This is a genomic window from Pseudomonas sp. X4 (genome assembly GCF_040784925.1).
GTDB lineage: Bacteria > Pseudomonadota > Gammaproteobacteria > Pseudomonadales > Pseudomonadaceae > Aquipseudomonas > Aquipseudomonas putida_Z.
The window spans coordinates 254537-280492 of the sequence record NZ_CP160798.1 but is presented as its reverse complement, the minus strand read 5'-3'; the positions used below and the strand labels follow the sequence as shown (position 1 = coordinate 280492).

Annotated in this window: 21 protein-coding genes and 1 tRNA gene; 13 read left to right on the top strand and 9 right to left on the bottom strand. The window is 60.9% G+C overall.

Features of this window, described 5'->3' with window-relative positions; all coding sequences use genetic code 11:
• Positions 1 to 72: 72 nt before the first annotated feature.
• The gene (locus tag ABX298_RS01225) at positions 73 to 837 is read right to left on the bottom strand and encodes a secretin N-terminal domain-containing protein (RefSeq protein WP_367393964.1); all 765 of its coding nucleotides are present in this window, start codon (positions 835 to 837) and stop codon (positions 73 to 75) included.
• 155 nt (positions 838 to 992) lie between these two features.
• Here ABX298_RS01225 and ABX298_RS01220 point away from each other — a divergent pair, with 155 nt between their 5' ends.
• Together ABX298_RS01220 and ABX298_RS01215 are read left to right on the top strand one after the other, a co-directional pair.
• Entirely contained in the window at positions 993 to 2699 is a 1707-nt protein-coding gene (locus ABX298_RS01220) for a S8/S53 family peptidase (protein WP_367393963.1), read from the top strand.
• An 84-nt stretch (positions 2700 to 2783) separates the two neighbouring features.
• On the top strand, positions 2784 to 4226 hold the full coding sequence (locus ABX298_RS01215; RefSeq protein WP_286100215.1) for a SulP family inorganic anion transporter: 1443 nt from the start codon (positions 2784 to 2786) through the stop codon (positions 4224 to 4226).
• A gap of 112 nt (positions 4227 to 4338) precedes the next feature.
• Here the strand turns inward: ABX298_RS01215 and fusA are convergent, their stop codons facing one another.
• Both fusA and ABX298_RS01205 read right to left on the bottom strand, forming a co-directional pair.
• The gene (gene fusA / locus ABX298_RS01210) at positions 4339 to 6450 is read right to left on the bottom strand and encodes an elongation factor G (RefSeq protein WP_075045804.1); all 2112 of its coding nucleotides are present in this window, start codon (positions 6448 to 6450) and stop codon (positions 4339 to 4341) included.
• Positions 6451 to 6523: 73 nt separating this feature from the next.
• Positions 6524 to 6949: a hypothetical protein gene (locus ABX298_RS01205; RefSeq protein WP_367393962.1), complete on the bottom strand. Its 426-nt coding sequence runs from the start codon at positions 6947 to 6949 to the stop codon at positions 6524 to 6526.
• Positions 6950 to 7193: 244 nt separating this feature from the next.
• Between ABX298_RS01205 and ABX298_RS01200 the strand changes: the two genes are divergently transcribed.
• Positions 7194 to 7496 carry a hypothetical protein gene (locus ABX298_RS01200; protein ID WP_013973376.1) on the top strand — a complete coding sequence of 101 codons (303 nt, stop codon included), beginning with the start codon at positions 7194 to 7196 and terminating at the stop codon, positions 7494 to 7496.
• 13 nt (positions 7497 to 7509) lie between these two features.
• Here the strand turns inward: ABX298_RS01200 and ABX298_RS01195 are convergent, their stop codons facing one another.
• Both ABX298_RS01195 and gcvA read right to left on the bottom strand, forming a co-directional pair.
• Entirely contained in the window at positions 7510 to 8763 is a 1254-nt protein-coding gene (locus tag ABX298_RS01195; RefSeq protein WP_075045802.1) for an aspartate aminotransferase family protein, read from the bottom strand.
• Positions 8764 to 8998: 235 nt separating this feature from the next.
• On the bottom strand, positions 8999 to 9895 hold the full coding sequence (gene gcvA, locus ABX298_RS01190; protein WP_367393961.1) for a transcriptional regulator GcvA: 897 nt from the start codon (positions 9893 to 9895) through the stop codon (positions 8999 to 9001).
• 255 nt (positions 9896 to 10150) lie between these two features.
• Here gcvA and ABX298_RS01185 point away from each other — a divergent pair, with 255 nt between their 5' ends.
• From ABX298_RS01185 to ABX298_RS01175, 3 genes are all read left to right on the top strand, one after another.
• The gene (locus ABX298_RS01185) at positions 10151 to 11533 is read left to right on the top strand and encodes an amino acid permease (RefSeq protein WP_286100214.1); all 1383 of its coding nucleotides are present in this window, start codon (positions 10151 to 10153) and stop codon (positions 11531 to 11533) included.
• 60 nt (positions 11534 to 11593) lie between these two features.
• Positions 11594 to 12091, top strand: coding sequence for a PaaI family thioesterase (locus ABX298_RS01180; RefSeq protein WP_015271042.1), 498 nt, complete (start codon positions 11594 to 11596; stop codon positions 12089 to 12091).
• An 87-nt stretch (positions 12092 to 12178) separates the two neighbouring features.
• The gene (locus ABX298_RS01175; RefSeq protein ID WP_317409951.1) at positions 12179 to 12874 is read left to right on the top strand and encodes a glutathione S-transferase N-terminal domain-containing protein; all 696 of its coding nucleotides are present in this window, start codon (positions 12179 to 12181) and stop codon (positions 12872 to 12874) included.
• A gap of 132 nt (positions 12875 to 13006) precedes the next feature.
• On the opposite strand, the gene ABX298_RS01170 is transcribed toward ABX298_RS01175, so the two are convergent.
• On the bottom strand, positions 13007 to 14623 hold the full coding sequence (locus tag ABX298_RS01170; protein WP_367393960.1) for an inorganic phosphate transporter: 1617 nt from the start codon (positions 14621 to 14623) through the stop codon (positions 13007 to 13009).
• Between the two features lie 125 nt (positions 14624 to 14748).
• On the opposite strand from ABX298_RS01170, the gene ABX298_RS01165 reads away from it, so the two are divergent.
• From ABX298_RS01165 to ABX298_RS01135, 7 genes are all read left to right on the top strand, one after another.
• On the top strand, positions 14749 to 15135 hold the full coding sequence (locus tag ABX298_RS01165) for a DUF488 domain-containing protein (RefSeq protein ID WP_286100211.1): 387 nt from the start codon (positions 14749 to 14751) through the stop codon (positions 15133 to 15135).
• 142 nt (positions 15136 to 15277) lie between these two features.
• A complete protein-coding gene (locus tag ABX298_RS01160; RefSeq protein ID WP_075045798.1) occupies positions 15278 to 15709 on the top strand; it encodes a GNAT family N-acetyltransferase in 432 nt (143 codons plus the stop codon).
• Positions 15710 to 15826: 117 nt separating this feature from the next.
• The gene (locus tag ABX298_RS01155; RefSeq protein WP_025339909.1) at positions 15827 to 16216 is read left to right on the top strand and encodes a helix-turn-helix domain-containing protein; all 390 of its coding nucleotides are present in this window, start codon (positions 15827 to 15829) and stop codon (positions 16214 to 16216) included.
• A 63-nt stretch (positions 16217 to 16279) separates the two neighbouring features.
• Positions 16280 to 16918, top strand: coding sequence for a UvrY/SirA/GacA family response regulator transcription factor (uvrY, locus tag ABX298_RS01150; protein ID WP_015271036.1), 639 nt, complete (start codon positions 16280 to 16282; stop codon positions 16916 to 16918).
• Positions 16919 to 16924: 6 nt separating this feature from the next.
• Positions 16925 to 18748, top strand: coding sequence for an excinuclease ABC subunit UvrC (gene uvrC / locus ABX298_RS01145; protein ID WP_013973365.1), 1824 nt, complete (start codon positions 16925 to 16927; stop codon positions 18746 to 18748).
• 32 nt (positions 18749 to 18780) lie between these two features.
• On the top strand, positions 18781 to 19341 hold the full coding sequence (gene pgsA / locus ABX298_RS01140) for a CDP-diacylglycerol--glycerol-3-phosphate 3-phosphatidyltransferase (RefSeq protein ID WP_025339908.1): 561 nt from the start codon (positions 18781 to 18783) through the stop codon (positions 19339 to 19341).
• Between the two features lie 64 nt (positions 19342 to 19405).
• A tRNA-Gly gene (locus ABX298_RS01135) sits at positions 19406 to 19481 on the top strand.
• A gap of 440 nt (positions 19482 to 19921) precedes the next feature.
• On the opposite strand, the gene ABX298_RS01130 is transcribed toward ABX298_RS01135, so the two are convergent.
• The 3 genes from ABX298_RS01130 to ABX298_RS01120 all read right to left on the bottom strand — a co-directional run bounded on the left by ABX298_RS01130 (position 19922) and on the right by ABX298_RS01120 (position 25939).
• Positions 19922 to 20353, bottom strand: coding sequence for a hypothetical protein (locus ABX298_RS01130; RefSeq protein ID WP_317409953.1), 432 nt, complete (start codon positions 20351 to 20353; stop codon positions 19922 to 19924).
• A 345-nt stretch (positions 20354 to 20698) separates the two neighbouring features.
• Positions 20699 to 21304 carry a hypothetical protein gene (locus ABX298_RS01125; protein ID WP_139833460.1) on the bottom strand — a complete coding sequence of 202 codons (606 nt, stop codon included), beginning with the start codon at positions 21302 to 21304 and terminating at the stop codon, positions 20699 to 20701.
• Positions 21305 to 21310: 6 nt separating this feature from the next.
• Positions 21311 to 25939: an RHS repeat-associated core domain-containing protein gene (locus ABX298_RS01120; RefSeq protein ID WP_367393959.1), complete on the bottom strand. Its 4629-nt coding sequence runs from the start codon at positions 25937 to 25939 to the stop codon at positions 21311 to 21313.
• Positions 25940 to 25956: the final 17 nt, after the last annotated feature.

The window sequence follows — 25956 nt, the reverse complement described above, 5'->3', positions numbered from 1 at the left end:
CTACATCTTTGGTCTAATGCGACTTGGCAGTCAGTTTCAAGGCCTTTGGTCGAGGCCTTGAATTGCCTGGGATCAGTCGAGAAGGTCGACTTTGACACGCAAAGTCATGTTTTCACCCCGTTGGGTGCTGTAACTGTGGCTTGACGCGCTACGGTCGGCTTGGCTCTGCTGGTTGTAGCCGGCCAGGGTGATCCATTCTCCGAGCTTGCCGGTGATTGTCGTGTCGGTGCTTTGCACTTTCACTACATCAGCACGTTCCTGGCTGATGCGGTCATTATTGGTGCTTATTTGCAGACGAACCGTATCGCCGCTCAAGCTGGGCGTGACGTAGAAACCCTGGGTCACGTTGCGGTATTCGGTATTGCTCTGGATGCTCCCGTAGCCGTCGGTGCTGGTGCTGGTGATCGGGATGCTCTGGCCGACCTGGATCAGCGCCGGCTGGCCTTCGCTGGCCTGAATCTGCTGCATGCCGCCGTCACGGTTGCTGGTGCCGTAGTGGATGACACGTGCGTTGCCACGGTTGTCCTGGAAGTTGCTGTCGTTGTTGTCGACGCTGATCAACAGGCGCTTGGGTGCGGTGTCCAGCTGTTGCAGCAGGGTGCGCAGGTCGTCGATGCGCTCGGGGCTGGCGTTGACGATCAGCTTGTTCTCGAAGGCGCTGACCGTGCCATCCTTGCCGATGAAGGCCTGGGCGGCGGGCAGCAGTTCGGCGCTGCTGCGGTGTTGTAGCGGCAATACCTCGGTGGCGGCCTGGGCGGTGAGGCTGGCGGCCAGCAGCAAGGCGGCGAATAGGGGGCGTAGCGGCATGTCCATGATCTCCGCAGGTGGAATGGACATGATGGCAAATTTACTGACTTCCTGCCGGGTCTGGATCATGTCGATGATGGGGAAGTGGCTACGAAAGCACCTGGGGCGAGACGGCTGTCCGCCATAGCTGAACCTTTGATCTTTCCCGTCAGTCGCATTCACAGGGAGTGAATGGGGCTGATGGCATGAAGCGTGGTCTGATCCTGTTGTTGTGGCTTTGCAGCCTTGGTGCCCAGGCTGCAGCTGATGCGTTGCGCATCAAACAGCTGCAGCGTTGCGGCGACCTGTTTGGCGATGGCCAGCAGCAATGGTGCCTGCGCGCCGAGGGGCTCGGGGCGCAGCCGCCGACGGTCTGGCTCGGTGGTGTGCGGCTGTCGACAGCCGATTTCGAGCGGCAAGGTGACCGGCTTACGCTGAAATTGGCCGAACAAGCCCTGCGCAGTGCTCCGCTGTGGCTGGAGGACGGCGAGCGCACCAGCAACCCGGTTTGGCTGACCCGCCAGCGCAGCCATGTTGTGGCCGCCGGGCCTGATGAAGTGGCGAAGAACATGGATGGCCTCACCACCTATGTGGACCTGGTAAGCCTTTTGATCGAGGAAAAACATGATGGCCTCGGCGAAGCCCGACGGATCGCCGGGAAGTACGGCGCCCAGGTCGTGGGTGCCATACCGCCGCTGAATGTCTACCAGTTGCGCTTGCCGGTGGGCGACCTGGTGCAGCGCGACGCGATGATCCTGCGCATGGGCAGTGAAGTCAGCGTGGATGCAGTGATTGTCGAGGAGTCTGCCCCGGAGCGTGGCGAGGAAGGCAGCGGGCGTGACGCCCTGGCCATCGATCAGGCGGATGAGTGGGCCTCCAACCGCTTCATGGACGCGCTGTACTACTACCAGCGGCGAATTGCCGCTTCCAGCTTGCCGGTGCAACCGGTGCGGGTCGGGGTGATCGAGCGAGAGGTGGACTTCGACGCGCCAGGCTTCAGCCATTATCAAGGGCGCTGCGAGCAGGCGCAGACGTGCCTGTATGCGCGCGACGGTGACCGCCCAGGCAGTCACGGCAACCATGTGGCCGGTATCCTGGCGAACCCGGATGAAGGCTTTTTGCCAAGGCTGGGCAAGCACAGTCCTGGCTTCGAGGTGATTGTCGAGCGCAACTCGGATGCCGGTATCACCGCCAACATCGCTGCATCGGTGAACCTGGTCGAGGATGGGGTGCGGGTGTTGAACTGGAGCTGGGGCATCCATCGGGTAGGGGCGCGCGATGTCAAAGGTGACGAAGTCGATTCGCTGGTGCGTTCCGGGCTGGCCATGAGTGGCTATGAGGAACTGCTCGAGGAGTTCTTCCTGTGGCTGCGCGCCGAGCACCCTGATGTGGTGGTGGTCAACTCGGCGGGTAATGGTGCGTCCTGGTCGGGTACCGATGAATATCGCCTGCCATCGTCGTTCATCACCGAACAATTGCTGGTGGTGGGCGGGCACCAGCGCAGTGACAGGTCAGTGGCGGTCGAACACCCTGGCCATGTGCGCAAGCGTCATAGCTCCAACATCGACATGCGCGTGGATGTCAGTGCGGCGGCCTGCATTCGCCCGGGTGCGGGCGCTGCGCATTGTGGCACGTCGTACGCAACACCGCTGGTGACCGCAACCGTGGCGACGATGCTGTCGATCAACCCGGCGCTGACCCCCGAACAGGTGCGCATGCTGTTGCGGCGCAGCGCCTTGACCCTGGGCGCAGAGCAGGATTTCGAAGCGATGGACGCCGAGGACCTGACGGCGCCGATCCTGCCGTCTGAGCGTGGCGGCCAACTGAACCACCCCGACCTGGGGCGTTCGGCGCGCCTGGACATGCAGCGCGCTCTGGACCTGGCCGTGCAAAGCCGGGAGCGGGTGCGCTGAACGGTGGCCGCTGCCAGACAAATTCCGTAACATCGCGCCCGCTTGTTTTCGATCCGTCCATCCGGACTGCACCACAGGATGCCCATGAAACCCGCCCGACTTCGCGCCGACGTGCTCGCCGGCCTGACCACCTCATTCGCCCTGGTGCCCGAGTGCATCGCCTTTGCCCTGGTGGCTCACCTCAACCCGCTGATGGGCCTGTATGGCGCCTTCATCATCTGCACCCTGACGGCGCTGTTCGGTGGTCGGCCGGGGATGATTTCCGGTGCCGCCGGCTCGATGGCGGTGGTGATCGTTGCGCTGGTGGTGCAGCACGGTGCGCAGTACCTGCTGGCCACGGTTTTGCTGGGCGGCGTGGTGATGATCCTGTTCGGCTTGCTGCGCCTGGGCAAGCTGGTGCGGTTGGTGCCGTACCCGGTGATGCTCGGCTTCGTCAACGGCCTGGCGATCGTCATTGCCATGGCCCAGCTGGAGCACTTCAAGGAGGGCGGGCACTGGCTCGGCGGCACGCCGCTGTACCTGATGATCGGCCTGGTGGCGCTGACCATGGCGGTGGTCTACGTGCTGCCGAAGTTGACCCGTGCGGTGCCGCCAGCGCTGGTGGCGATCCTTGGCGTTGGTTTGCTGGTGTACCTGCTCGGCCTGCCCACACGCACCCTGGGCGACATGGCGCGCATCGCCGGTGGCCTGCCGCAGCTGGCCCTGCCGGACGTGCCGTGGAACCTCGATACCCTGAAGATCATCGCCCCCTACGCGGTGCTGATGGCCATGGTCGGCCTGCTGGAAACCCTGCTCACGCTCAACCTGACCGATGAAATCACCGAGAGCCGCGGCTACCCGGACCGCGAGTGCGTGGCGCTGGGCGCGGCCAACATGGTTTCCGGCCTGTGCGGTGGCATGGGTGGTTGCGCGATGATCGGCCAGACGGTGATCAACCTCAGCTCCAATGGCCGTGGCCGGCTGTCGGGTGTGGTGGCCGGGGTGATGGTCTTGCTGTTCGTGCTATTCCTGTCGCCGCTGATCGAGCGTATTCCGCTGGCGGCGCTGGTCGGGGTGATGTTCGTGGTGGCGCAGCAGACCTTTGCCTGGGCGTCGTTGCGGGTGCTGCACAAGGTGCCGCTGAGCGATGTGCTGGCGATCATTGCCGTGACCGTGGTAACGGTGCTCACCGACCTGGCGGTGGCAGTGCTGTTCGGCATCGTCATCGCGGCGGTGAACTTTGCCTGGCAGCATGCACGGGAGCTGTATGCCGACAGCCATGAGGATGCAGAGGAGGGCAAGCATTACCAGGTGCATGGCACGCTGTTCTTTGCCTCGACTACGGTGTTCCTGAACCAGTTCGACCCGGCTAACGACCCGGCCAAGGTGACCCTGGATTGCCAGCATTTAAGCTTTGTCGATTATTCGGCGATTGCCGCGTTGAAGACCTTGCGGGAGCGGTATGCGAGGGCGGGCAAGCAGTTGCGGGTGGTGCATCTGTCCGAGCGCTGCAAGAAGCTGCTGAAGCGGGCTGGGGAGCAGCATTGAGAAAGGTTGTTGCCTGTGCCGGCCTCTTCGCGGCTAAAGCCGCTCCTACAGGGGTTATGCATTCCCTGTGGGAGCGGCTTTAGCCGCGAAGAGGCCAGCACAGGCGAACGAATCACTCCCCGCGGTTCTTCTTGACGATGGCATCGGCAATGCTCGCCGGTGCCTCGGCATAACGGGTGAACTCCATCGAGAAGCTGGCCCGGCCCTGGGTCATGGAGCGCATCGAGGTGGCGTAGCCGAACATCTCGCCCAGCGGCACCTCGGCACGGATCACCTTGCCGGCCGGCGTTTCGTCACCGTCCTGGATCATCCCGCGGCGCCGGCTCAGGTCGCCGAGGATGTCACCCTGGTATTCCTCCGGGGTCACCACTTCCACCTTCATCACCGGTTCCAGCAACACCGCCCCACCTTTCTGCGACAGCTGCTTGGTGGCCATAGAGGCGGCGATCTTGTAGGCCATTTCGTTCGAGTCGACATCGTGGTACGAGCCATCGAACACCGCCGCCTTCAGGTTGATCAGCGGGTAGCCGGCCAGCACGCCGTTCTTCATCTGCTCCTCGATGCCTTTCTGGATAGCCGGGATGTATTCGCGTGGTACCACGCCGCCAACGATCTCGTTGATGAACTCCAGGCCCTCCTTGCCCTCGTCGCCGGGGGCGAAGCGGATCCAGCAGTGGCCGTACTGACCTCGGCCGCCGGACTGGCGGACGAAACGGCCCTCGATCTCGCAGGTGTTGCGGATTTTCTCGCGGTAGGCCACCTGCGGCTTGCCGATGTTGGCCTCGACGTTGAACTCGCGGCGCATGCGGTCGACGATGATGTCCAGGTGCAACTCGCCCATGCCCGAGATAATGGTCTGGCCGGTTTCCTCGTCGGTGCGCACGCGGAATGACGGGTCTTCCTGGGCCAGTTTGCCCAGGGCGATGCCCATTTTTTCCTGGTCGGCCTTGGTCTTGGGCTCCACTGCCACGGAAATTACCGGGTCGGGGAAGTCCATGCGTTCGAGGATGATCGGCTTGTCCATGTCGCACAGGGTGTCGCCGGTGGTCACGTCCTTCATGCCGATCAGCGCGGCGATGTCGCCGGCGCACACATCCTTGATTTCAGCCCGCTGGTTGGCATGCATCTGCACCATGCGGCCGATGCGTTCCTTCTTGCCCTTTACCGAGTTGAGTACCGCGTTGCCGGAGCTGAGCACGCCGGAGTAGACCCGGGCGAAGGTCAGGGTGCCGACGAACGGGTCGGTGGCGATCTTGAATGCCAGGGCCGAGAACGGCTCGCTGTCGTTGGCGTGTCGCTCCAGGTGCTTTTCTTCGTCATCCGGGTCGGTGCCCTTGATGGCCGGAATCTCCGACGGGGCTGGCAGGTAGTCGATGACTGCGTCGAGCATCAGCGGCACGCCCTTGTTCTTGAACGACGAGCCGAGGATGGTCGGCACGATTTCATTGGCGATGGTGCGTTGGCGCAGTGCGGCCTTGATCTCGTCGATGCTCAGTTCCTCGCCATCGAGAAACTTCATGGTGAGCTCGTCATTGGCTTCGGCGGCGGCCTCGATCATGTGCGCGCGCCATTCGTCGGCCAGTGCCTGCAGCTCGGCGGGTATGTCTTCTTCGCGGTAGCTGGTGCCCTGGTCGGCATCGTTCCAGTAGATGGCCTTCATCTTCACCAGGTCGATCTGGCCGATGAAGTTCTCTTCGCTGCCGATGGCCAGCTGGATCGGCACCGGGTGGTGGCCCAGGCGCTGGTCGATCTGCTTGACCACGCGCAGGAAGTCGGCGCCCTGGCGGTCCATCTTGTTGATGTAGGCCAGGCGCGGCACGTGGTACTTGTTGGCCTGGCGCCATACGGTCTCGGACTGCGGTTCGACCCCGTCCGCGCCGCTGAACACCACTACCGCGCCATCGAGCACGCGCAGCGAGCGCTCCACCTCGATGGTGAAGTCGACGTGGCCCGGGGTGTCGATGATGTTGAAGCGGTACTTGTGGGCGAACTGCTTGGTCGAGCCCTGCCAGAAGGCAGTGGTCGCCGCCGAGGTGATGGTGATGCCGCGCTCCTGCTCCTGGGCCATCCAGTCCATGGTCGCGGCACCATCGTGCACTTCGCCCATCTTGTGGTTGACCCCGGTGTAGAACAGGATCCGCTCGGTGGTCGTGGTCTTGCCGGCGTCCACGTGGGCGACGATACCGATATTGCGGTACAGCTCGATGGGCGTTGTACGGGCCATGGCGGACTACCTGCGGATGAGCGGATTCTCCCACGGTAGCAGAACGGGAGAATCCTGCTTTACCGCCGGGCCGTCAGTCGGCCTGGGCTTGCAGCAGCCACTGGCCATCCACTTCGCGGGCCAGGCCGCTGGCACGCAGCAGGGCCAGCAGGCGCGTGTGCAGGGCGGCTTCGGTGAAGGTCTTGAGGGTGGCCAGGTCCAGTGCGCCGATCAGGTTGAGATCGGCCTTGGTGTACGAAAGCCAGGCCTTTTTCAGGGCCTGGGCGACGTCGCTGCCGGAGGTGCTGGCAAAGCGGCGGTGCCATTGGCGGCCGTCGAAGGTGAAGGTGTGGGCGTGGCTGTAGGTGCCTTGGTCGCCACCTTCGGTGCAGCGATGGCAACGGCACGGGCCTTCGCCGAAGGCGTTGCGCAGGTAGCTGTTGAAGTCCACCACGGGCTTGAGGGACAGGCGTTTGTCGACCTCGAACAGGTCGGCGATCAGGGGTTCTTCGGCGCTCACTCGGGATCCTCGTGTGGTTGGCGTGCATCGGCGGGCACCCTAACAGATCGGGCCCTTCAGATCACCTTTTGCAGGCCCGGCCTCTTCGCGGGCTCGCCCGCTCCCACAGGGACCGCACATTGCCCAAGGCGTGCGCAGTACCTGTGGGAGCGGGCGTGCCCGCGAAGAGGCCGGTAGAGACAATGGAGATCACCTGCCGTACTCTACGCGCCCATACGCCTACACACCCACAGAGGTAACCCGCTTGAGCACCAAGTACCCGTACATCGCCACCATCACCGTCAGCGCCGAAGACCGCGGCGGCGACGCCGAGGCCTCGGAAAACCCCAACATGCGCGTTGGCCTGGAAGCGGTGACCGAAACGCTGAAGAAGGTGCATTTCGTCGGTACGCTCGCAGCCCCCGAAAAGAACGCCACGCACATCTGCGTGACCCTGGAGAACGGCCTGACCTACTACGGCCCGATCGTCAACGGCCACGCCGAACTCGAAGGCGGCTGGATTGCCTTCGAGTCCGACATGCTCACCCCGCAGGAACTGGGTCTTTAAGCCCCCGTTCCTCTCAGGCGCCCAGCTCCGCCAGGCACTGCTCGAGGATATCCAGGCCTTCCTCGAGCACTTCGGCCTCGATGGTCAGCGGTGCCAGCAGGCGGATGATGTGCCGCGCCTTGCCGCTGGGCATCAGCAACAGGCCCTTGGCCCGCGCCGCTTCCATCACCTTGGCCAGTTGCGCCGGTGCCGGGCTGCCGTCGGCGTTGACGAACTCGATCCCGCGCATGGCGCCGACGCCGGTCAGGCGGCCGATGAACGGGCTCAGACCCGAGGCCTTCCAATGCTCGAAACGGCGCACGATTGCCTGCTCCTGGCGCTCACCCCAGGTAGCGATGTTCTCGTCGGTCATCTGCGCCAGGCTGGCCAGGGCCGCTGCGCAGGCGATCGGGTTGCCTGAGTAGGTTCCACCCAGGCCGCCCTTGGGCAGCGCTGCCATCAACTCCTTGCGCCCGACCACCGCTCCCAGCGGCATGCCGCCGGCAATGCTCTTGGCCAGCAGCAGCAGGTCGGGCTCGATGCCCAGACGCGGGAAGGCGAAGCGCTGGCCGGTGCGGCCGAAGCCCGACTGGATCTCGTCGATGATGATCAGGATGCCGCGCTCGTCGCAGAAGCGGCGCAGGGCCTGGGCGAAGGCTGGGTCAAGGGCGAGGAAGCCGCCTTCGCCCTGCACCGGCTCGAAGATGAACGCCGCGACGTCCTCCACTGCCAGCTCGACGCTGAACAGGCGGTCCATGGCCTTGAGGGCCTGTTCGCAGGTAACCCCGGTGTCGGCGCTGGGGTAGGGCAGGTGGTACACCGGCCCCGGCAGCTCACCGACCCGCTGCTTGTACGGGGCGACCTTGCCGTTGAGGTTCAGGGTGGCCAGGGTGCGACCGTGGAAGCCGCCGTCGAAGGCGATGATGGCGCGTTTGCCGGTGGCACCACGGGCCACTTTCAGGGCGTTTTCCGCAGCTTCCGCGCCGCTGTTGGTGAGCATGCCGGCCAATGGGTAGCTGACCGGTACGAATTGGCTCAGTTGTTCCATCAGCGCCAGGTATGGGCCGTGGGGGGCTGCGTTGAAGGCGTAGTGGGTCAGGCGAGCGGCCTGGGCCTGGATCGCCTCGACCACGGCCGGGTTGCAGTGGCCCAGGTTGAGTACACCGATACCGCCGACTAAGTCGATGTAACGTTTGCCGTCAGTGTCCCAGACTTCGGCATTACGGCCATGGGAAAGTGTGATCGGGTGAACGATGGCAATGGATTGGCTGATACTTTCCTGGTTCATGGGCACGCGGACCTTTGTTCGAATTTCTTATTATCCAAGCGTGTTGGCAGGTTATTCCGCAAACGAATTATTCGATTGCGGTCATTCCCTGGATTCTTGATCTTGGCTGATTTTGTATTGCTGGCACTGGCCTCTTCGCGGGTGAACCCGCTCCCACAGGTACGGCGCCACGCTTGAAAGGTGTGCGATCCCTGTGGGAGCGGGTTTACCCGCGAAGAGGCCCGCCCAGGTGATATCAATCCCCCTCGGCCACCCGCTCCCGAATCCACTGCACGAAGGCCCTGACCTTGGGCACTTCGGCCGCATGCTCGGCATGGGCGATGAAGTGCCGGCCATTGCTCGCCACCGGGTGGTCCCAGGCCACCACCAGTTTGCCCTCGCTCAGCTCTTCGGCCACCAGGTAGCGCGGAATCAGGGCGATACCGCAGCCGGCAATGGCTGCGCGGATGCACAGGTAGAACGTGTCGAAGCGGGGCCCGTGGTAGCTGTTCTGGCTATGCAGCCCCAGCCCCAGGAACCATTCGTGCCAGGCCTCCGGGCGCGACACGCACTGCAGCAGGCGGTGTTCGGTCAGCGCCTGGGCGCTGTCGAACCGGTGGTTGGCCAGCAGCTGCGGGCTGCACACCGGCACCACTTCCTCGCTGAACAGCTCGATGCAGGTTGCCCCGGGCCAGGTGCCCTGGCCGAAGAAAAACGCAATGTCGGCCTTGGCCTGCACCAGGTCGAACGGCTCCAGCTCATTGCGGATATCCAGGTGAATGCGCGGGTAGCGGTCGCCAAAACCCTTCAGCCGGGGTATCAGCCAGCGCGCGCCGAAGGTGGGCTGGGTGGCGATGCGCAGCACTTCGGTCTCGTCGCCGTAGCTGAGGATGTAGCGGCTGGAAATGTCGATCTGGGTGAGGATCTTGTTCACTTCGGTGAGGTACAGCGCGCCGGCCGGGGTCAGGTGCAGGCGCCGGCGAATGCGCTGGAACAGCGAGTGCGACAGCATGTCCTCGAGCTGCGCCACCTGCTTGCTGACGGCGCTCTGGGTCAGGTGCAGTTCCTGGGCCGCGCGGGTGAAGCTGAGGTGGCGGGCGGCCGCTTCGAAGCACTGAAGGGCGGTGGTCGAAGGCATCAGGCGTTTGGACATGACGGGCAAATACCGAGCAAAAAAGGAAGGAGTTCATTCCATAACGGAATCATGTGTTTCGAAAAGGTCGTTTGTTGACCCCGGCCTATAGATTAATACTGACCTGGATCAACGATTACAACCGGTCGTGTGAAGAGGAGGTCAGTACCCGCTTCCGGCATCTGCAAAACAACAACAACGAACATCAGAAATTTATAAGAATTCTGCTCCAGTCTTCAGCCGCCCCGCTGCGGCCGACCCATTCGAGGGTTCTTCATGGCTTCGCTACACAACAACAAACAGCGCTCCCTGCAGCACGGTCTGACGTCCCGTCAGGTATCCATGATCTCCATCGCCGGCATCATCGGCGCCGGCCTGTTCATCGGCTCCTCCAACGCCATCGCCACCGCCGGCCCGGCCATCCTCATCTCCTACGCCATGACCGGGCTGCTGGTCTTGCTGGTGATGCGCATGCTGGGCGAAATGGCCATCGCCAACCCCAACAGCGGCTCGTTTTCCACCTATGCCTCCGAAGCCATCGGCCCTTGGGCGGGCTTTACCATCGGCTGGCTGTACTGGTGGTTCTGGGTACTGATCATTCCGGTCGAGGCCATTGCCGGCGCCGACATCCTGCATGCCTACTTCCCTGGCGTGCCGTCGTGGCTGTTCGCCTTCCTGATCATGCTGGTGCTGTCGGGTACCAACCTGATCAGCGTGAAGAACTTCGGTGCCTTCGAGTACTGGTTCGCGCTGGTCAAGGTGGTGGCGATCATCGCCTTCATCGTGGTCTGCAGCCTGGCGGTGTTCGGCGTCTGGCCGCTGGCCGAGGTGTCCGGGGTCAGCCGGTTGTGGGACAACGGCGGCTTCATGCCCAACGGTTTCGGCACCGTGCTCGGTGGCGTGCTGATCACCATCTTCTCGTTCTTCGGTGCCGAAATCGTCACCATTGCCGCTGACGAAACCGCCAACCCGAAAGACAAGATCCGCCGCGCTACCAACCTGGTGGTGTACCGCATCGCCATCTTCTACCTGGCGTCGATCTTCCTGGTGGTATCGCTGGTGGCGTGGAACGACCCGGGCCTGAAAGCAGTGGGTTCGTTCCAGCGCGTGCTGGAGGTGCTGAACGTGCCTGGCGCCAAGCTGCTGGTGGATATCGTGGTGCTGGTGGCCGTGACCAGCTGCATGAACTCGGGCCTGTACACCGCGTCGCGCATGCTCTATTCGCTGGGTGCCCGCGGCCAGGCGCTGAGTGTGACCAAGCGTATCTCCGGCTCTGGCGTACCGACCGTGGCGGTCATCTTCTCGACCCTGGCCGGCTTTGCCGGGTGCTTCGTCAACTATGTGTTCCCGGGCAAGGTATTCGGCTTCCTGCTGTCCACCACCGGCGCCATCGCCTTGCTGGTGTACCTGGTGATTGCCGTGTCGCAGCTGCGCATGCGGGCCCGTGCCGAGCGTGAAGGGCGGCCGCTGGAACTGAAGATGTGGCTGTTCCCATGGCTGACCTGGCTGGTGATCGGCACCATCGTCATGGTGCTGGGCTACATGCTGTTCAGCGATGCCTACCGCTACGAGACGCTGATGACCGCTGGGGTGACCGCGTTTATCCTGCTGGTTTCGCTGACCCAGCGGCGCGCCAGGGCGGTTGCCCAGACGGCCTGATGTTTCTGCTTTAATGTGGGGGCGTTGCGCGCCCCCCATATCAATAAGCACAGGAAGCGTATGAACGACCACTCCCTTTCCCTCCAGGCCCTCGCCGCACCCGACGGCACTTGCTACGGCTGCGGTTGCTCCCACCCCAGCGGCCTGCACCTGCAAAGCCACTGGGACGCCGACGGCATCCACCTGGTGTGCCGGCACGCGCCCGACAGCACCTTCATCGGCTGGCCCGGCCTGGTCTACGGCGGGCTGCTGGCGATGCTGGTCGACTGCCACTCCAACTGGACGGCAATGGCTTACCACTACCGCAACGAAGGTCGCGAAGCGGGCAGCCTGCCGCGCATCGACTGTGTCACTGGCAGCCTTGGCCTGAACTACCTCAAGCCCACGCCCATGGGCGTCGAATTGTTGCTCAAGGCGCGTGTGGAAGGTGAGGTAGGGCGCAAGACCCGGGTGCTCTGCGAAGTCTGGGCCGACGATGTGCTGACAGTGACTGCCGACTCGGTGTTCGTTCGCGTCGATACCGAAAAGCTCAAGCTCAAGGCCCACGGCCAGGCGTGAGCCGCCGGTGCTGATGAGTGGTCGGTGATGGTCAGCGGCCGGGGATGTCTCTAGAGTGAGAGGTTCATTCCCCAGGCAAGGTTGATCATGACCGATCTCAGTGCTTTCCCCATTACCCGCAAGTGGCCCGCCAGACACCCCGAGCGCCTGCAGCTGTATTCGCTGCCGACGCCCAACGGCGTCAAGGTGTCGATCATGCTCGAAGAGATCGGCCTGGCCTATGAGCCGCACAAGGTCAGCTTCGACAACGATGACCAGCTGAGCCCGGAGTTCATCTCGCTCAGCGCCAACAACAAGATCCCCGCCATCCTCGACCCCAATGGCCCGGGCGGCCAGCCGCTGCCGCTGTTCGAGTCGGGGGCGATCCTGCAGTACCTGGCGGAGAAGAGCGGCCAGTTGCTCAGCCAGGACCCGGCCCAGCGTTACCAGACCTTGCAGTGGCTGATGTTCCAGATGGGTGGCATCGGGCCGATGTTCGGCCAGGTCGGGTTCTTCCATTTCTTTGCTGGCAAGGAATACGAGGACAAGCGCCCGCGTGATCGTTATGTCAACGAGTCCAAGCGCCTGCTCGGTGTTCTGGACCGGCATCTGCAAGGCCGGGAATGGATGGTCGACGAGTACAGCATTGCCGATATCGCGATCTTCCCGTGGGTGCGTAACCTGGTTGAGCGTTACAACGCCCGAGACCTGGTTGGCTTCGATCAGTTCAAGGAGGTGCAGCGGGTGCTGGCGGCGTTCCTCGAGCGCCCGGCCGTGCAACAGGGCCTGAAAATCCCAGGTTGAGGTTGGCTGAAAGGGCCCTATCTCCGGCAAGCCGGCTCCCACAGGTAATGCACAGGGCTTGAGGCCTGTGGTGGTCCTGTGGGAGCTGGCTTGCCGGCGATAGGGCCAGTGAAGGCGAAACTGTCTTCAGGCTCAGAAGATGTGGTGCAGCAGCCAGTACAGGCTGCCGGCCAACAGCATCGCTGCCGGCAAGGTCAGCACCCAGGCCATCAGCAGGTTGACCAGCGTGCGCTTCTGTATCCCCGACCCGTTGGCCACCATGGTCCCGGCCACCCCGGAACTCAGCACGTGGGTGGTCGACACCGGCAACCCGAACATGTCCGCCGCACCAATGGTGCACATTGCCACCACTTCGGCCGAAGCCCCTTGGGCATAGCTGAGGTGGGTCTTGCCGATCTTCTCGCCTACCGTCACCACGATGCGCCGCCAGCCGACCATTGTGCCCAGCCCCAGTGCGATGGCCACGGCCACTTTCACCCACAGCGGGATGTAGCGGGTGGCGTCGTCCAGCTGGGTCTTGAACAACAGCACCTGGCTGCGCGTGCCTGCATCGAACGCCACCAGCTGGTTCTTCTCGATCAGGCGGATGGCTTCGCTGGTCAGGTACATGTCGTTGCGCACGTTGGCCATGGCTTCGGCCGGTACCCGCTTGAGCGAGCCATAACCTTTGACCTCTTCGCCGATCATGCCGGTCAGTGCCGCCAGCGCCGGTATCAGTTGCGGGTTGGCCCTGGGCTCGGCAATGAACGTGGTAAGCACCTGGCGTGGGTCGGCCGGTGCTGCTTGCGGGGCGCCGCGCACCAGTGCCTGGCGGGTTACCTCGGCGACCGCGGAAAACTGCATGGCCTGTTCATTGGGCATGGTCTTGTTCAATGCGTAAGCCATCGGCAGGGTGCCAACCAGAATCAGCATGATCAGGCCCATGCCTTTCTGGCCGTCGTTGGAGCCGTGGGCAAAGGACACCCCGGTGCAGGTCAGGATCAGTACGCCGCGAATCCACCACGGTGGTGGTGTCTGGCCTTCCGGCGCCTGGTACAGCGCCTTGCGCTTGACCAGCGCGCGCAGGGCCAGCAGCAACAGGGCGGCACAGGCAAAGCCGATCAGTGGCGAAAACAGCAGGGCATAACCGACCTTGCTGGCCTGGGCCCAGTCCACACCGCTGGTACCGTCGCGCCCGTGCATCAGCGCGTTGGCCACGCCCACCCCGATGATCGAACCGATCAGGGTGTGCGAGGATGAGGCCGGCAGGCCCAGCCACCAGGTGCCGAGGTTCCAGATGATCGCCGCCAGCAGCAGGGCGAAGACCATGGCGAAGCCGGCCGAGGAGCCGACCTGCAGAATCAGCTCTACCGGCAGCAGGGCGATGATGCCGAACGCCACCGCGCCACTGGAAAGCAGCACGCCGAGGAAGTTGCACAGCCCGGACCAGACCACGGCGACGGGGGCAGGCAACGAGTGGGTGTAGATGACGGTGGCCACTGCGTTGGCGGTGTCATGGAAGCCATTGACGAACTCGAAGCCCAGGGCAATCAGCAACGCCAGGCCCAGCAGCAGGAATGGCGTGACCGTGGTGATTACCGTGCCGCTGGCCGTCACATCCTGCTTCAGGCTCCAGGCGGTGTAGGCGATACCGGCCAGCAGCAGGCCGAAGAACAACACCAGGGTGGCTCGCCCGGGCTTGTGGGCAAGTTGCGGGCGGGCATCGCGTTGGGCCAGTTGCGGCAGGCTGGCCAGTGAAGGGGTTGCCATGGTGGCTCCGGTCGGGGGGCAAGGGTGCCGAAGGCCTTGAGCATAGAAACAATTCGTAACCCGGCCGTGACCTCGATCAATGATTTATCTAGGCTCAAGACGGACGGTAGTGGCAGGAGAAACCCATGATTCGCTGCAAGCGTGTCTACGATGCGGTTGAGCAAGACGACGGTCAGCGCGTGCTGGTCGATCGCCTGTGGCCGCGTAACAAGCGCAAGGACGACCTGCACGGGCAGTGGTTGCGCGAAGTTGCACCCTCGGATGAGTTGCGCAAGGCGTTTCACCAGGGTGAAGTGGATTTCGCCGGCTTCACCCAGCGTTACCAGCAGGAGCTGGCAGCCCACCCCGAGCACTGGTACCCGCTGCTGGACCTGGCCGGAAAGGGCACGCTGACATTGCTTTATGCGGGCAAGGATACCGAGCACAACAATGCCCGGGTGTTGGCTGAATGGCTGGAGGACGAACTGGACCGGCGTGGGCCTGGTAGTTCGCCCGTGTGCTATGCCCCATGATTGATATTCGTTGTGCTGGCCCTATCGCCGGCAAGCCAGCTCCCACAGGTACGGTGCTGCCCTCCAGGCTATCGCTGTACCTGTGGGAGCTGGCTTGCCGGCGATAGGGCCGGGCCTGGCAAACCGAAGAGTCCGAAATGTGATGTCCCTGAAACTGACCCCCGCCAACGACACCCACCGCACCTTCGCCCGCGACCTCACGCGCCGCGCCATGCTGCCGTACTACCGCGAATACGACCTGCTGTGGCTAGAGGAAGCCTTCGACGAAGCCTGGGGCTGGCGCGAGCAGTGGCTGGTGACCGAAGGCGACGCGGTACTCGGCTTCTGCAGCCTCAGCCAGGACCGCCAGGCGCTGTTCATCCGCGAGTTGCACCTGCTACCCGAACACCGTGGGCGTGGGGTCGGCAGCTGGGTGCTGGAGCAGTTGGCACTGTGGGCCCGCCAGCGGCACCTGCCGCTGCTGCGGCTGATGGTGTTTCGCAGCAACCCGGCGCGTGTGCTCTACCAGCGCCACGGCTTTGTCGAAATGGGTGAGGACGAATGCTTTGTGCGCATGCAGCGCACGATCGACTAATAGCTCAATGATGGCTTGTCGCGACTGGTGAGCATCGGCATAGTGACCTCAGGCGTTCACGGCCGCCTGCAGGTGGGTAGGCCGTACATGAGTGTGATCAGGGATAAGGAGACCCCCATGAATGGAATCGGTCCGCGGCTGCGGGAAGAGCGTGAGCGTCTGGGGATGACCCAGCGCGTGTTTGGCGATATCGGCGGGGTCGAACCCAATGCCCAGGGCAAATACGAGAGTGGTGAACGCTCGCCGCGGGTCGATTACCTGGCGGCATTGGCAACCCGGGGCGTGGATGCACTCTATGTGCTCAGCGGTATCCGCACCCCGGCACCGCTCGAGGGGCTGAGCGCCGATGAGTCCGGTTTGCTGGGGGCTTTCCGGCAGTTGTCGTGCGACGATCAGGCGGCACTCTGGCACTTGTTGCGTCGTTTGACCAACAACGACAAATCCCGGCAGACAGTGAGGCCGCTTACGGTTGAACGTCAGGTGTTTCTGACAGAAGGAATGCGTTAGGTCCGCCGTGAAAAATTTTGTTAAGGTGGCGGGATCCAATCGCCCTGCTGACGAGGTGTGTGCTTGATTAGGGTCTTAGTGGTCGACGATCACGATCTGGTACGAACCGGTATTACACGCATGCTGGCCGACATCGATGGCCTGCAGGTGGTGGGTGAGGGCGATTCGGGCGAGTCGGCGCTCAGGCTGGCCCGTGAACTGAAGCCGGATGTGGTGCTGATGGACGTGAAAATGCCCGGTATCGGCGGCCTGGAGGCCACCCGCAAGCTGCTGCGCAGCCACCCGGACATCAAGGTGGTTGCCGTGACCGTGTGCGAGGAAGACCCGTTCCCCACGCGCCTGCTGCAGGCCGGCGCTGCTGGCTACCTGACCAAGGGCGCCGGCCTTGACGAAATGGTCCAGGCCATCCGCCTGGCCTTCGCCGGCCAGCGCTACATCAGCCCCCAGATTGCCCAGCAGATGGCGCTGAAGCCATTCCAGCCACAGGGCTCGCCGTTCGATGCCTTGTCGGAACGGGAAATCCAGATTGCCCTGATGATCGTCGGCTGCCAGAAAGTGCAGATCATCTCCGACAAGTTGTGCCTCTCGCCCAAGACCGTCAATACTTACCGTTATCGGATCTTTGAAAAACTCTCGGTCACCAGCGACGTCGAACTGACCTTGCTGGCCGTTCGCCACGGTATGGTCGACGCAAGCCTGTAAAACCTCATGTCCCAAGTTTTCGATGCCAGCGCATTCCTGGCTACCTGCAGTGGTCGCCCGGGCGTCTACCGGATGTTCGACGGCGAAGCCCGGCTGCTTTACGTGGGCAAGGCCAAGAACCTCAAGAAGCGCCTGGCCAGCTATTTCCGCAAGACCGGCCTGGCGCCCAAGACCGCCGCGCTGGTGGCCCGCATCGCACAGGTCGAAACCACCATCACCGCCAACGAAACCGAGGCGCTGCTGCTGGAGCAGAACCTGATCAAGGAGTGGCGGCCGCCGTACAACATCCTGCTGCGCGATGACAAATCCTACCCCTACGTGTTCCTTTCCGACGGCGAGTTCCCGCGGCTGGGCATTCACCGTGGGGCGAAGAAGGCCAAGGGCCGCTACTTTGGCCCGTACCCCAGCGCCGGCGCCATTCGCGAAAGCCTCAGCCTGCTGCAAAAGGCATTTTCGGTGCGCCAGTGCGAAGACAGCTACTACGCCAACCGCACCCGGCCATGCCTGCAGTACCAGATCAAACGCTGCAAAGGGCCCTGCACGGGCCTGGTGACCGCCGAGGAATATGCCGAGGACGTGCGCCACTCGGTGATGTTCCTCGAAGGGCGTAGCCAGCAACTGGGCAACGAACTCAATGCCGAGATGGAGAAGGCCGCCATGGCCCTCAATTTCGAGAAGGCCGCCGAGTTGCGCGACCAGATCGCCTTGCTGCGCCGCGTCCAGGACCAGCAGTACATCGAAGGCGGCAGCGGCGACGTCGACGTTATCGCCGCCTTCGTCAACCCCGGTGGCGCCTGCGTGCACCTGATCAGCGTGCGCGGCGGGCGGGTGCTGGGCAGCAAGAACTTCTTCCCGCAGGTAGGCATCGAGGAGGAGGTGGCCGAAGTGATGGCCGCGTTCCTTTCCCAGTACTACCTGGGCAATGCCGAGCGCGAACTGCCGGGCGAACTGATCGTCAACGTGGTGCACGAAGACTTCGCCGCCATCAGCGAAGCCCTGCAGACCCTGCGCGGCCGCGAGCTGACCATCAGCCACCGGGTACGCGGTACCCGCGCCCGCTGGCAGCAGCTGGCGGTGACCAACGCCGAGCAGGCGCTCAATGCCCGCCTGGCCAACCGCCAGCACATGGCCGCACGTTTCGAGGCCTTGGCCGAGGTGCTGGGCCTGGACGAGGTGCCGCAGCGCCTGGAGTGTTACGACATCAGCCATTCCAGCGGCGAAGCCACCGTGGCCAGCTGCGTGGTGTTCGGCCCCGAAGGCCCGCTCAAGTCCGACTACCGTCGCTTCAACATCGAAGGCGTCACCGCTGGTGACGACTACGCCGCCATGCACCAGGCCCTGACCCGCCGTTACGGGCGCATCAAGGATGGCGAGGGCAAGCTGCCCGATGTGCTGCTGGTGGACGGCGGCAAGGGCCAGCTGAACATGGCCCGTGACGTGATGCAGGAGCTGGGCTTCAGCGACCTGACCCTGCTTGGCGTGGCCAAGGGCGTGACGCGCAAGGCCGGTTTCGAAACCCTGTACCTGAACGACGTGCACCATGAGTTCACCCTCAAGGGCGACTCACCGGCCTTGCACCTGATTCAGCAGATCCGCGACGAGGCCCACCGTTTCGCCATCACCGGCCACCGCGCCCGCCGCGGCAAGGCCCGCCGGGTGTCCAGCCTGGAGGATGTGGCCGGGGTAGGGCCCAAGCGCCGGCGCGACCTGCTGAAACATTTCGGCGGCCTGCAGGAGCTCAACCGCGCCAGTGTCGATGAAATCGCCAAAGCACCCGGCATCAGTAAAAAGCTTGCCGAGTCGATTTATGCCAGCCTGCATAGCGAGTAGAATGCGGGCTCAACTTGCGGCCAGTCGTACCGATGAATATTCCAAACCTGCTCACCGTTCTACGCGTCCTGCTCATCCCGATCTTCATCCTGCTGTTCTATGTGCCCTATCACTGGAGCTACATGGCCGCCAGCAGCGTGTTCGCCGTTGCCGCCGCCACCGACTGGCTGGACGGTTATCTGGCGCGCCGCCTGCAGCAGAGTACGCCGTTCGGTGCCTTCCTCGACCCAGTGGCCGACAAGCTGATGGTGGCGGTGGCCCTGGTGCTGCTGGTGCAGACCCACGCCAACTTCTGGCTGACCCTGCCGGCCGCGGTGATCATCGGCCGCGAGATCGTGGTTTCGGCGCTGCGCGAGTGGATGGCCGAACTGGGCGCGCGGGCGCATGTGGCGGTGTCCAACCTTGGCAAGTGGAAAACCGCGGCGCAGATGCTGGCGCTGGTGATCCTGCTGGGCAACCCGCCGGCGGTGACCTTCTGGGTAATCCTCGGCTACGCGCTGCTGCTGGTGGCGGCGGGGCTGACCCTGTGGTCGATGGTGCACTACCTGCTGGCCGCCTGGCCGCACCTGCGCGAAGGCTCGGAGCAGAAATAAAAGTTTTTTTGAATCAAGGGGTTGACGCTGTTTTAGAAATCGCTAGAATGGCACCCATCACGACGCGGGAATAGCTCAGTTGGTAGAGCACGACCTTGCCAAGGTCGGGGTCGCGAGTTCGAGTCTCGTTTCCCGCTCCAAATATAGATTTACAGGGTTTCATGGAAGTCTGTAAATCATTGAAAAAAGACGCTTCGGCGTCTTTTTTCGTTTCAGTCAGATCCATTAGGATCCATGGCATTCGGGCCTTTCCAGGCTTTGTACGAAATCCCAAATAACCCAATCACCGCCCCTCGAACGCTGAAACTTTGCAGAGTCCCCCCGCATCGACGGAAAGGCATTCTGTGATGGCTAAGCGTTGTGAATATTCGGACGAGGTGTGAGGTGTGGTCTCCGATCTTCTTCATCAAGCCCAGCAGCTACCGGCTGAAGGTGGGGGGGCGCCTGCAGCATCCACGAACTAGGGCAAAGCCCTGGTTTGGAGGCGATCGATGCCTGAAAATCGACTTTGCTGCGTCAAGAAGTTGCTTATTGCAGCTCGGGGAAAATTGTTAGAACTTTCCCGGTACAGCAACTTTGGTCATGAGGGCTTGGTTTCAGTGAATATTCTTTCAATTTCCCTTGCGTATTGTCTGGGGTAGGGTATTCGGATCTTTATTATGTATTCTGGTAGTTCGATTTTTCTCTTCGATATTATGTAGTATTCAATAGTGTGGCCGATTGGGAAATTTACCTTGGGGGCGTGATTGATTATATTGTCTCTGCCTCCATTTGGCTCTCTGTAGGTGGCTTGTTTTTTTATGATGTAAGCAATTAAATGTTTTTGGTGGTTTGATATGGTGTGCAGCAAATCTTCGCAAGAAAGCGAGGCATGTTGCATCCATTTTTCCATTAGATTTATAATGGGTTTGTGAACTTTTGAGCTTCTATCTATTTTCTCAGGGATGTGCTTGTCTAAGTCGTCAAGGAAGGTTGTGTAGGTGTCGGACTGCATAAGTTCGGAAAGTTTCATTTAAAATCCTTTGTAATTCTTAGATCTCGCAATACCTCAATTAACTCACTCCCTGGGTGTCTGTAGGGATCTTTGGCTGCATGCTTCCAAGCTGTTACTTTTTCAAGGTTGTATGGGGTGTGAATGTGTTTGCCGTCGCGTTGAGGTCAGTGGCGGTGGTATAGCTCGATCGAGACGTTTCTAGTTCTTTCCTCTTGGGTTTTGAAATGAAACTCTCTGACTCGAATTCTTGGGGCAAGGCCTAGGCGCACTCTGAACATATTTACTGGTGAGTACATGCCCTAGGCGCTGCTTTGAGGTGACAACTGTTGTCGTCATGAGATGCTTTTCCTGGACTCGTTAGGGTTATTTGATATCGGGTTGCTTTTTACTTGCTACGAAATATGCAAAGGCGTTATTCGTGAGGTACTTTCCATTTTGTCCGCTGTAATAACTAGCAGCGTCTGGCCATGCAAGGAAATTATTTTCTGGTTTTTCGGAAATGTTGCCGCTTTTGCGGTCAATTGAAAAAAGTTGCATCGCTCCCTTCCTAGCTATCTTAAAGACTGTTTTTACAAACAAATCGGTTGCCGGGTCTTTCTTGGGGTCGTATGAAGCAGATAGTCTTCCATTTCGAAGGCAGGTGGGATCGTAGTCTGCTATGTTGGGTCTGATGTACTGGATGAGACCAGGGCCGATCGTCGCCCCGAAGTAGGAGTTTCTATCCTCGTTGGGGAATATATAATTTTTGCTGTATATGTGCTCTGGTAGTATTAGTTTGTTCCATATGGAGTGCTGTGGGCTGTCATTGTGGCATTCATTTAACGTGGGCATTATTTTGGGTGATCGCTCCTCCCATTTTCCTGTCTCGATAAATGTTATCTCGGGAAGTTGAGATAGCAGTTCTTTGGAGAAGCTAAGTTCATCGGCTTTCGTCATAAATACTAGGAGTGTTGGTGTTTTGTTGGCCATTATTGATTACCTTATTATGATTTGCCCGACTGGCATGTTGGTGGTGTCTAAAGATCCTGGGCTAGTAATTTTCCCTTTGACGATGGTGATTACGATAGCGCTAGGGTCTTGTTTCGTGATTCGGATGGCATTATCCCATTCGCGTTGTGACATTCCGTTGATTTTTCCTTTGTCCACTGTTTGAATGTATACGGTTCGGCCCTTGGCATCAGTGAATGTCATGTCTGTATATGAACCTCCCTTCCGACCTAATCCTCCAGGTAGAGGCTTTAAGTATGTCTCTCTAAGTTCAATGCCAGTCCCTGTCTGTCGTCCCCCTTGAGTATGCGACATAGGTGAGAGTTTATTGTCACGTAAGAACTGATCTCTAATTTGATCCATGTGACGTTTCGTTAGTGTATTCCCCCGGCGGCAAAGCCCCAGAGGGTCGATCCATGCGGCGGTGTTGGGGCCGTACTGGTAGAGGTTTATTCCACCTGCCAACCCTGCAGGATCCGGTGTGGTGAACCTTCCCACATCTGGATCATAAAATCTGAACGTGTTGTAGTGTAACCCCGTCTCTCGGTCAAGGTACTGACCTTGGTATCGCAAATTCTGCTCGCGCTCTTGCTGTGGACTGCGCCATTCATCTCGTGTGGCTCCCCAACCGTGATAATCGATGCGCCACAATGTATGACCATCTTCATCCGTTAACTGTTCGGGCAACCCGGCCAAGTTGGAGTGGAAATGCCGTATTTCTTCTTCATTCAGATTCTCGTCTATACGTGCTAGTGGCTCATAGCTGTTAGGGCTCGCATAGATATAAAGGGTGGGCAGTGAGCTCTGTACTTCTTGTAGCAAGCGTAATCCCTGCCAGTGAAACAGCGTCCGGCATAATGGCTCAGCTTCGCCTGGCTTGTAGATCGCCTTGCAGACCCGTCGCCCCAGCGGGTCGTAGGAAAATACAATGCGTTCAACCTCACCATATCTCTCCTGCTCCAGGCACACCAGCCTATGTTCGGCGTCATACTCGAAGCGCTGCAACCGATGGCTACCGATTCGCTTCTCACTTAAGCGGCCAAAGCGGTCGTAGCGGTAGCGCTTGTCCTGATAGGCGAGGACACGGTTGTGCTCCAATAGTCCGTTGAGCTTTGGCCCGTCGAACATGTTTCCTGCCTTGTCGTACTTGAAATCCTCGACCTGTGTCGCCTGCCAGTTGAGACGTGCCTGTTGGACGGTTTGAAGTTGTTGGTTGGGATCGTAGCCATACCGATTGCTGCCTGTGTAGCTCCTACCCGTATGGGGTTGGTTGTGAAAGCGACCGATGACCTGTTCGAGGTGGGCATCTTCATCACTGGGAGCGCAGGACATGCCTTTGCGCTGGGTCTGAGTCAGCACTTCGGCGACAAGGTTGTCGCTGGCGTCATAACGATAGGTTTTGTCCAGTAACGGAAGAACTTCAGCGGGGGCATCGCGGTAGTGGATTGCCTTGCGACTCAAGCGCCCACTTTTGTCATAACGGGTGCGCGTAATCAGGCTGCCTTGGGTGCGCATGACTTCGTCATGCACGGCATCACGCTCAAAGTCACTAATGACCCGGCCGTCCAGGTTGATCTGGTGCAGGTGCCCACTGCCGTAGTAGAGGTAATTGATATTGCGTTGATCGGGGAGGGTGAGCGTCTGCAGGTTGCCCAACTCGTCGTAGAGATACTGCAACAGCCCGGCGCTGCTAGTTTCGCTCAACAGTTGCCCTGCGGGGTCGTAGGTGTATTCAAGCTGCTGTTCTTCACCCTGATTATTTGTGAAAGTGATGGACAACAGGTTGTCGGCGGTGTCGTAGCAGTAGTCGGTAATGCCATCCTCGGTGCGCTTGCTCAGCAGGCGGCCGACGGCATCACGTTCGAAGTCGTGGCGAATCGGCGTTGTTCGAGTTGCCGGGGCGTTCTCGGACAAAGGCGCTTGTTCATGGGGAGAGGGCACGTGGGTGAGGGTGGTGACCCCATCCAACACGTCGTATTCATAAATGCGACCACTGCCATCCAGGTCTTCCTGCGCGATTAGGCGGTCCAGCTTGTCCCAGCCAAAGCGATACGATTCATCGTTTTCGTTGGTGAGCTGTAGCAGTCGGCCATAGGCGTCATAGCGAAATCTTACGCTGTGACCCATGGCGTCCAGCCGTTCGACCATACGCCCGCTGCGGTCGTAGCGAAATTGCAGCTTCTTTTGCGCGGGATCGATGTAGCGCGTCAGCTGGCCGGCGGTATCAACTTCGTAGCGGTCGATACGACCATCGGGCCGTTCGCTTTCTATGAGGTAGCCGCGAGCGTCATAGCGGAAGTGGGTCTGCTCTCCGCGGGCATTGATGCTTTCGCTCAGACGACCCTGCAAGTCGTAGTGGTACAGCGTCTGGTTGTTGCTGCAGTCGCGATAGCTGAGCAACTGGCCACGGGTGTTCCAACCCAGGTGCTTGGTCTTTTCGAGGGCATCGGTGACGCGGGTAACACGACCTTCCGGGTTGTATTGATACTGCGTGCTCCGGCCCAATGGGTCCTGCTCCCACAGCAAATTGCCATGAGCATCGTAGCCGTAGCGCCGGGTACGTCCTGCTCCGTCTGTGACCTGAACGGGCAAGGCCCAGTGGCGCAGATAGCTTATGCGTTCGCTTCGCCCAAGCGGGTCACGTGTCTCGATCAGACGCCCGATATCGTCATAGCTGTATCCCCACTCGCCGCCCTGCGGATCAGTTCGTTTGACCAACTGGCCGGCGACGATCTCTGCTTGCCAGCAGTTCCCAAGTGCATCGACGTGCTTGTAAACGTCGTACAGCGGGCCCCAGAAATAGCGGTCTATACGTCCCAGTCCGTCTGTTACGAGGGTTTCGCCATCTTCGAGGTTGTACTCGAACTTGTACTCCTCCCCATCGCTACCCCAGTGACGAACCACCCGCCATTCGTGGTCAGGTTGCGGCTCAAGCAAAGGCGGCAGGCGATAAGGTGTGCCATCCGCCCGTCTTGGCGTAGGACGTTTTTCAGGAATGGTGTAGCGTGCCCATTCGTACTCGCGGACGGCCCCGCTGGCCAATTGGTGACGCTTCAGATAGCCCTCTTTGGTATAGCTGAAGTGGCGCACAGCCTGACCTGTCGCATCCAGGACTTCCTGCAACTGCCCACTGGCGGTATAGCCGTAGCTGACCAGCAGCTCGTTCCGCTCGATAGCGGGCTCACCGTTGTTTGACAGGAAGAGCCGCGACACCTTGCATACGCGCCTTGCATGCGCAGCATCATAGTGAAGCTGGACAACCGTCTGGCCGTACTTGTCATAGAGTGCTTGCAGGCGACCTTGTTTGTCGTAAAGCACATCTACGTAATTGAGATTGCGGTCGCTCAGCCTGATGAGTCTTGAACGACTGGGCTCGTGCGGGTCGACATCAAAAACCTTGTAGCGCCCCTCATGAATGTCCTCGACAACTGTTTGGCCATCCTCCAACTGGAAGAAAGCCAAGCCGTCCACAACACTGACAAAGGCATCGCCGGCGCGCAGGCGCCCGAGTTCCAGGCGATTGCCTTCTTCATCGACGTAAATCCACAACTCGCCGCCTTCAGGATGCGGGACGCGGACCAGTTCAACTTCATAAGGAACACTCCAGCCCTTTCCGAACAGGCCGCCGGTGCGTAAGTCTCTACTGTCGTAACTACGAGCCCATTGGATTCCCAGCAAGCCAGGTAAGTTGAAATCAACATCCTCTGGACCGTCCTGGAACTTGCTACCCGTGGCGACCGCAACGGGGTTGCCCAATTTACAATCTTTGATGCGCCCAAAACGTCGTGAAATGAGTATCCCCGCAATGATCCCGGTAAACATCGCAACCTTGCTCTTGCCATTGCGAATATCCCGAACCGTCGCCGTCCCGCCGCCAATGCGTACATTCGGCGATACCTTCTCATTCACATCGATCGTGGCGTCGCAGGTGGTCTTGTCACCCGATCGCGCTGCAGGCTGGCCGTTGATGAAGACTTTGTCTGACCCTTGCGCAATATGGTTTTCGGGCAGAGGCGGGTGGCGGCCGCATGAAATCTTGTCCTGCTCTTTGGATTCCGCGCCAGGGTCCTTTGGTGTAGTGACGGGCGGGTTGAAGATGTCGCGTATCGCCATGCCCAGCCCCACCACCGGGAACAGGTAGGGCACCGCCGCCATGGCCATGGAACCCACGTTCTCCAGAATCGAAGGCTCTGCTTGCTCTGCGTCGGCCGCTCCCCCTCCTGGCGGCCCTGTGATACCGGCTGCGCGAGCGGCGGGCTTGCTGTTGACGAACACGTTGTGTGACCCGCTTTCGATCTTTCCGTAGGGATCGGGTGCATCCACGCTGTTGCCAAGGCTGTCGCAAAAGCGGGAGATGGCATCGCCGACAGTCTGGTCTTCACCGACCGAAAGGGTGCTCATCGCACCGACCGCCACCCCCGCAACGGCGGCGATGGCGATGCCAGCTGCGCCCCCCGTCGCGACAGTACCGACAACGGCCAGGCTGATAGCGGCAGCCACGGCGGCGGTGGCTGCGGCATAAATGACGGCCTCTGCAACTGCACTGACCATTTCGGCGATCAGGGACGGATGCAGTATTTCATCGCCCATGCGGGCGGCGTGAACGATCTGCGCCATGGCTTGCAAGCTCCAAA

Excerpts from the sequence above, each read along its gene's own strand:
- ABX298_RS01225 (WP_367393964.1), bottom strand. The coding sequence starts at position 837 with ATGTCCATTCCACCTGCGGAGATCATGGACATGCCGCTACGCCCCCTA.
- ABX298_RS01220 (WP_367393963.1), top strand. The coding sequence starts at position 993 with ATGAAGCGTGGTCTGATCCTGTTGTTGTGGCTTTGCAGCCTTGGTGCC.
- ABX298_RS01215 (WP_286100215.1), top strand. The coding sequence starts at position 2,784 with ATGAAACCCGCCCGACTTCGCGCCGACGTGCTCGCCGGCCTGACCACC.
- fusA (WP_075045804.1), bottom strand. The coding sequence starts at position 6,450 with ATGGCCCGTACAACGCCCATCGAGCTGTACCGCAATATCGGTATCGTC.
- ABX298_RS01195 (WP_075045802.1), bottom strand. The coding sequence starts at position 8,763 with ATGAACCAGGAAAGTATCAGCCAATCCATTGCCATCGTTCACCCGATC.
- gcvA (WP_367393961.1), bottom strand. The coding sequence starts at position 9,895 with ATGTCCAAACGCCTGATGCCTTCGACCACCGCCCTTCAGTGCTTCGAA.
- ABX298_RS01185 (WP_286100214.1), top strand. The coding sequence starts at position 10,151 with ATGGCTTCGCTACACAACAACAAACAGCGCTCCCTGCAGCACGGTCTG.
- ABX298_RS01180 (WP_015271042.1), top strand. The coding sequence starts at position 11,594 with ATGAACGACCACTCCCTTTCCCTCCAGGCCCTCGCCGCACCCGACGGC.
- ABX298_RS01175 (WP_317409951.1), top strand. The coding sequence starts at position 12,179 with ATGACCGATCTCAGTGCTTTCCCCATTACCCGCAAGTGGCCCGCCAGA.
- ABX298_RS01170 (WP_367393960.1), bottom strand. The coding sequence starts at position 14,623 with ATGGCAACCCCTTCACTGGCCAGCCTGCCGCAACTGGCCCAACGCGAT.
- ABX298_RS01165 (WP_286100211.1), top strand. The coding sequence starts at position 14,749 with ATGATTCGCTGCAAGCGTGTCTACGATGCGGTTGAGCAAGACGACGGT.
- ABX298_RS01160 (WP_075045798.1), top strand. The coding sequence starts at position 15,278 with ATGTCCCTGAAACTGACCCCCGCCAACGACACCCACCGCACCTTCGCC.
- ABX298_RS01155 (WP_025339909.1), top strand. The coding sequence starts at position 15,827 with ATGAATGGAATCGGTCCGCGGCTGCGGGAAGAGCGTGAGCGTCTGGGG.
- uvrC (WP_013973365.1), top strand. The coding sequence starts at position 16,925 with ATGTCCCAAGTTTTCGATGCCAGCGCATTCCTGGCTACCTGCAGTGGT.
- pgsA (WP_025339908.1), top strand. The coding sequence starts at position 18,781 with ATGAATATTCCAAACCTGCTCACCGTTCTACGCGTCCTGCTCATCCCG.
- ABX298_RS01130 (WP_317409953.1), bottom strand. The coding sequence starts at position 20,353 with ATGAAACTTTCCGAACTTATGCAGTCCGACACCTACACAACCTTCCTT.
- ABX298_RS01125 (WP_139833460.1), bottom strand. The coding sequence starts at position 21,304 with ATGGCCAACAAAACACCAACACTCCTAGTATTTATGACGAAAGCCGAT.
- ABX298_RS01120 (WP_367393959.1), bottom strand. The coding sequence starts at position 25,939 with ATGGCGCAGATCGTTCACGCCGCCCGCATGGGCGATGAAATACTGCAT.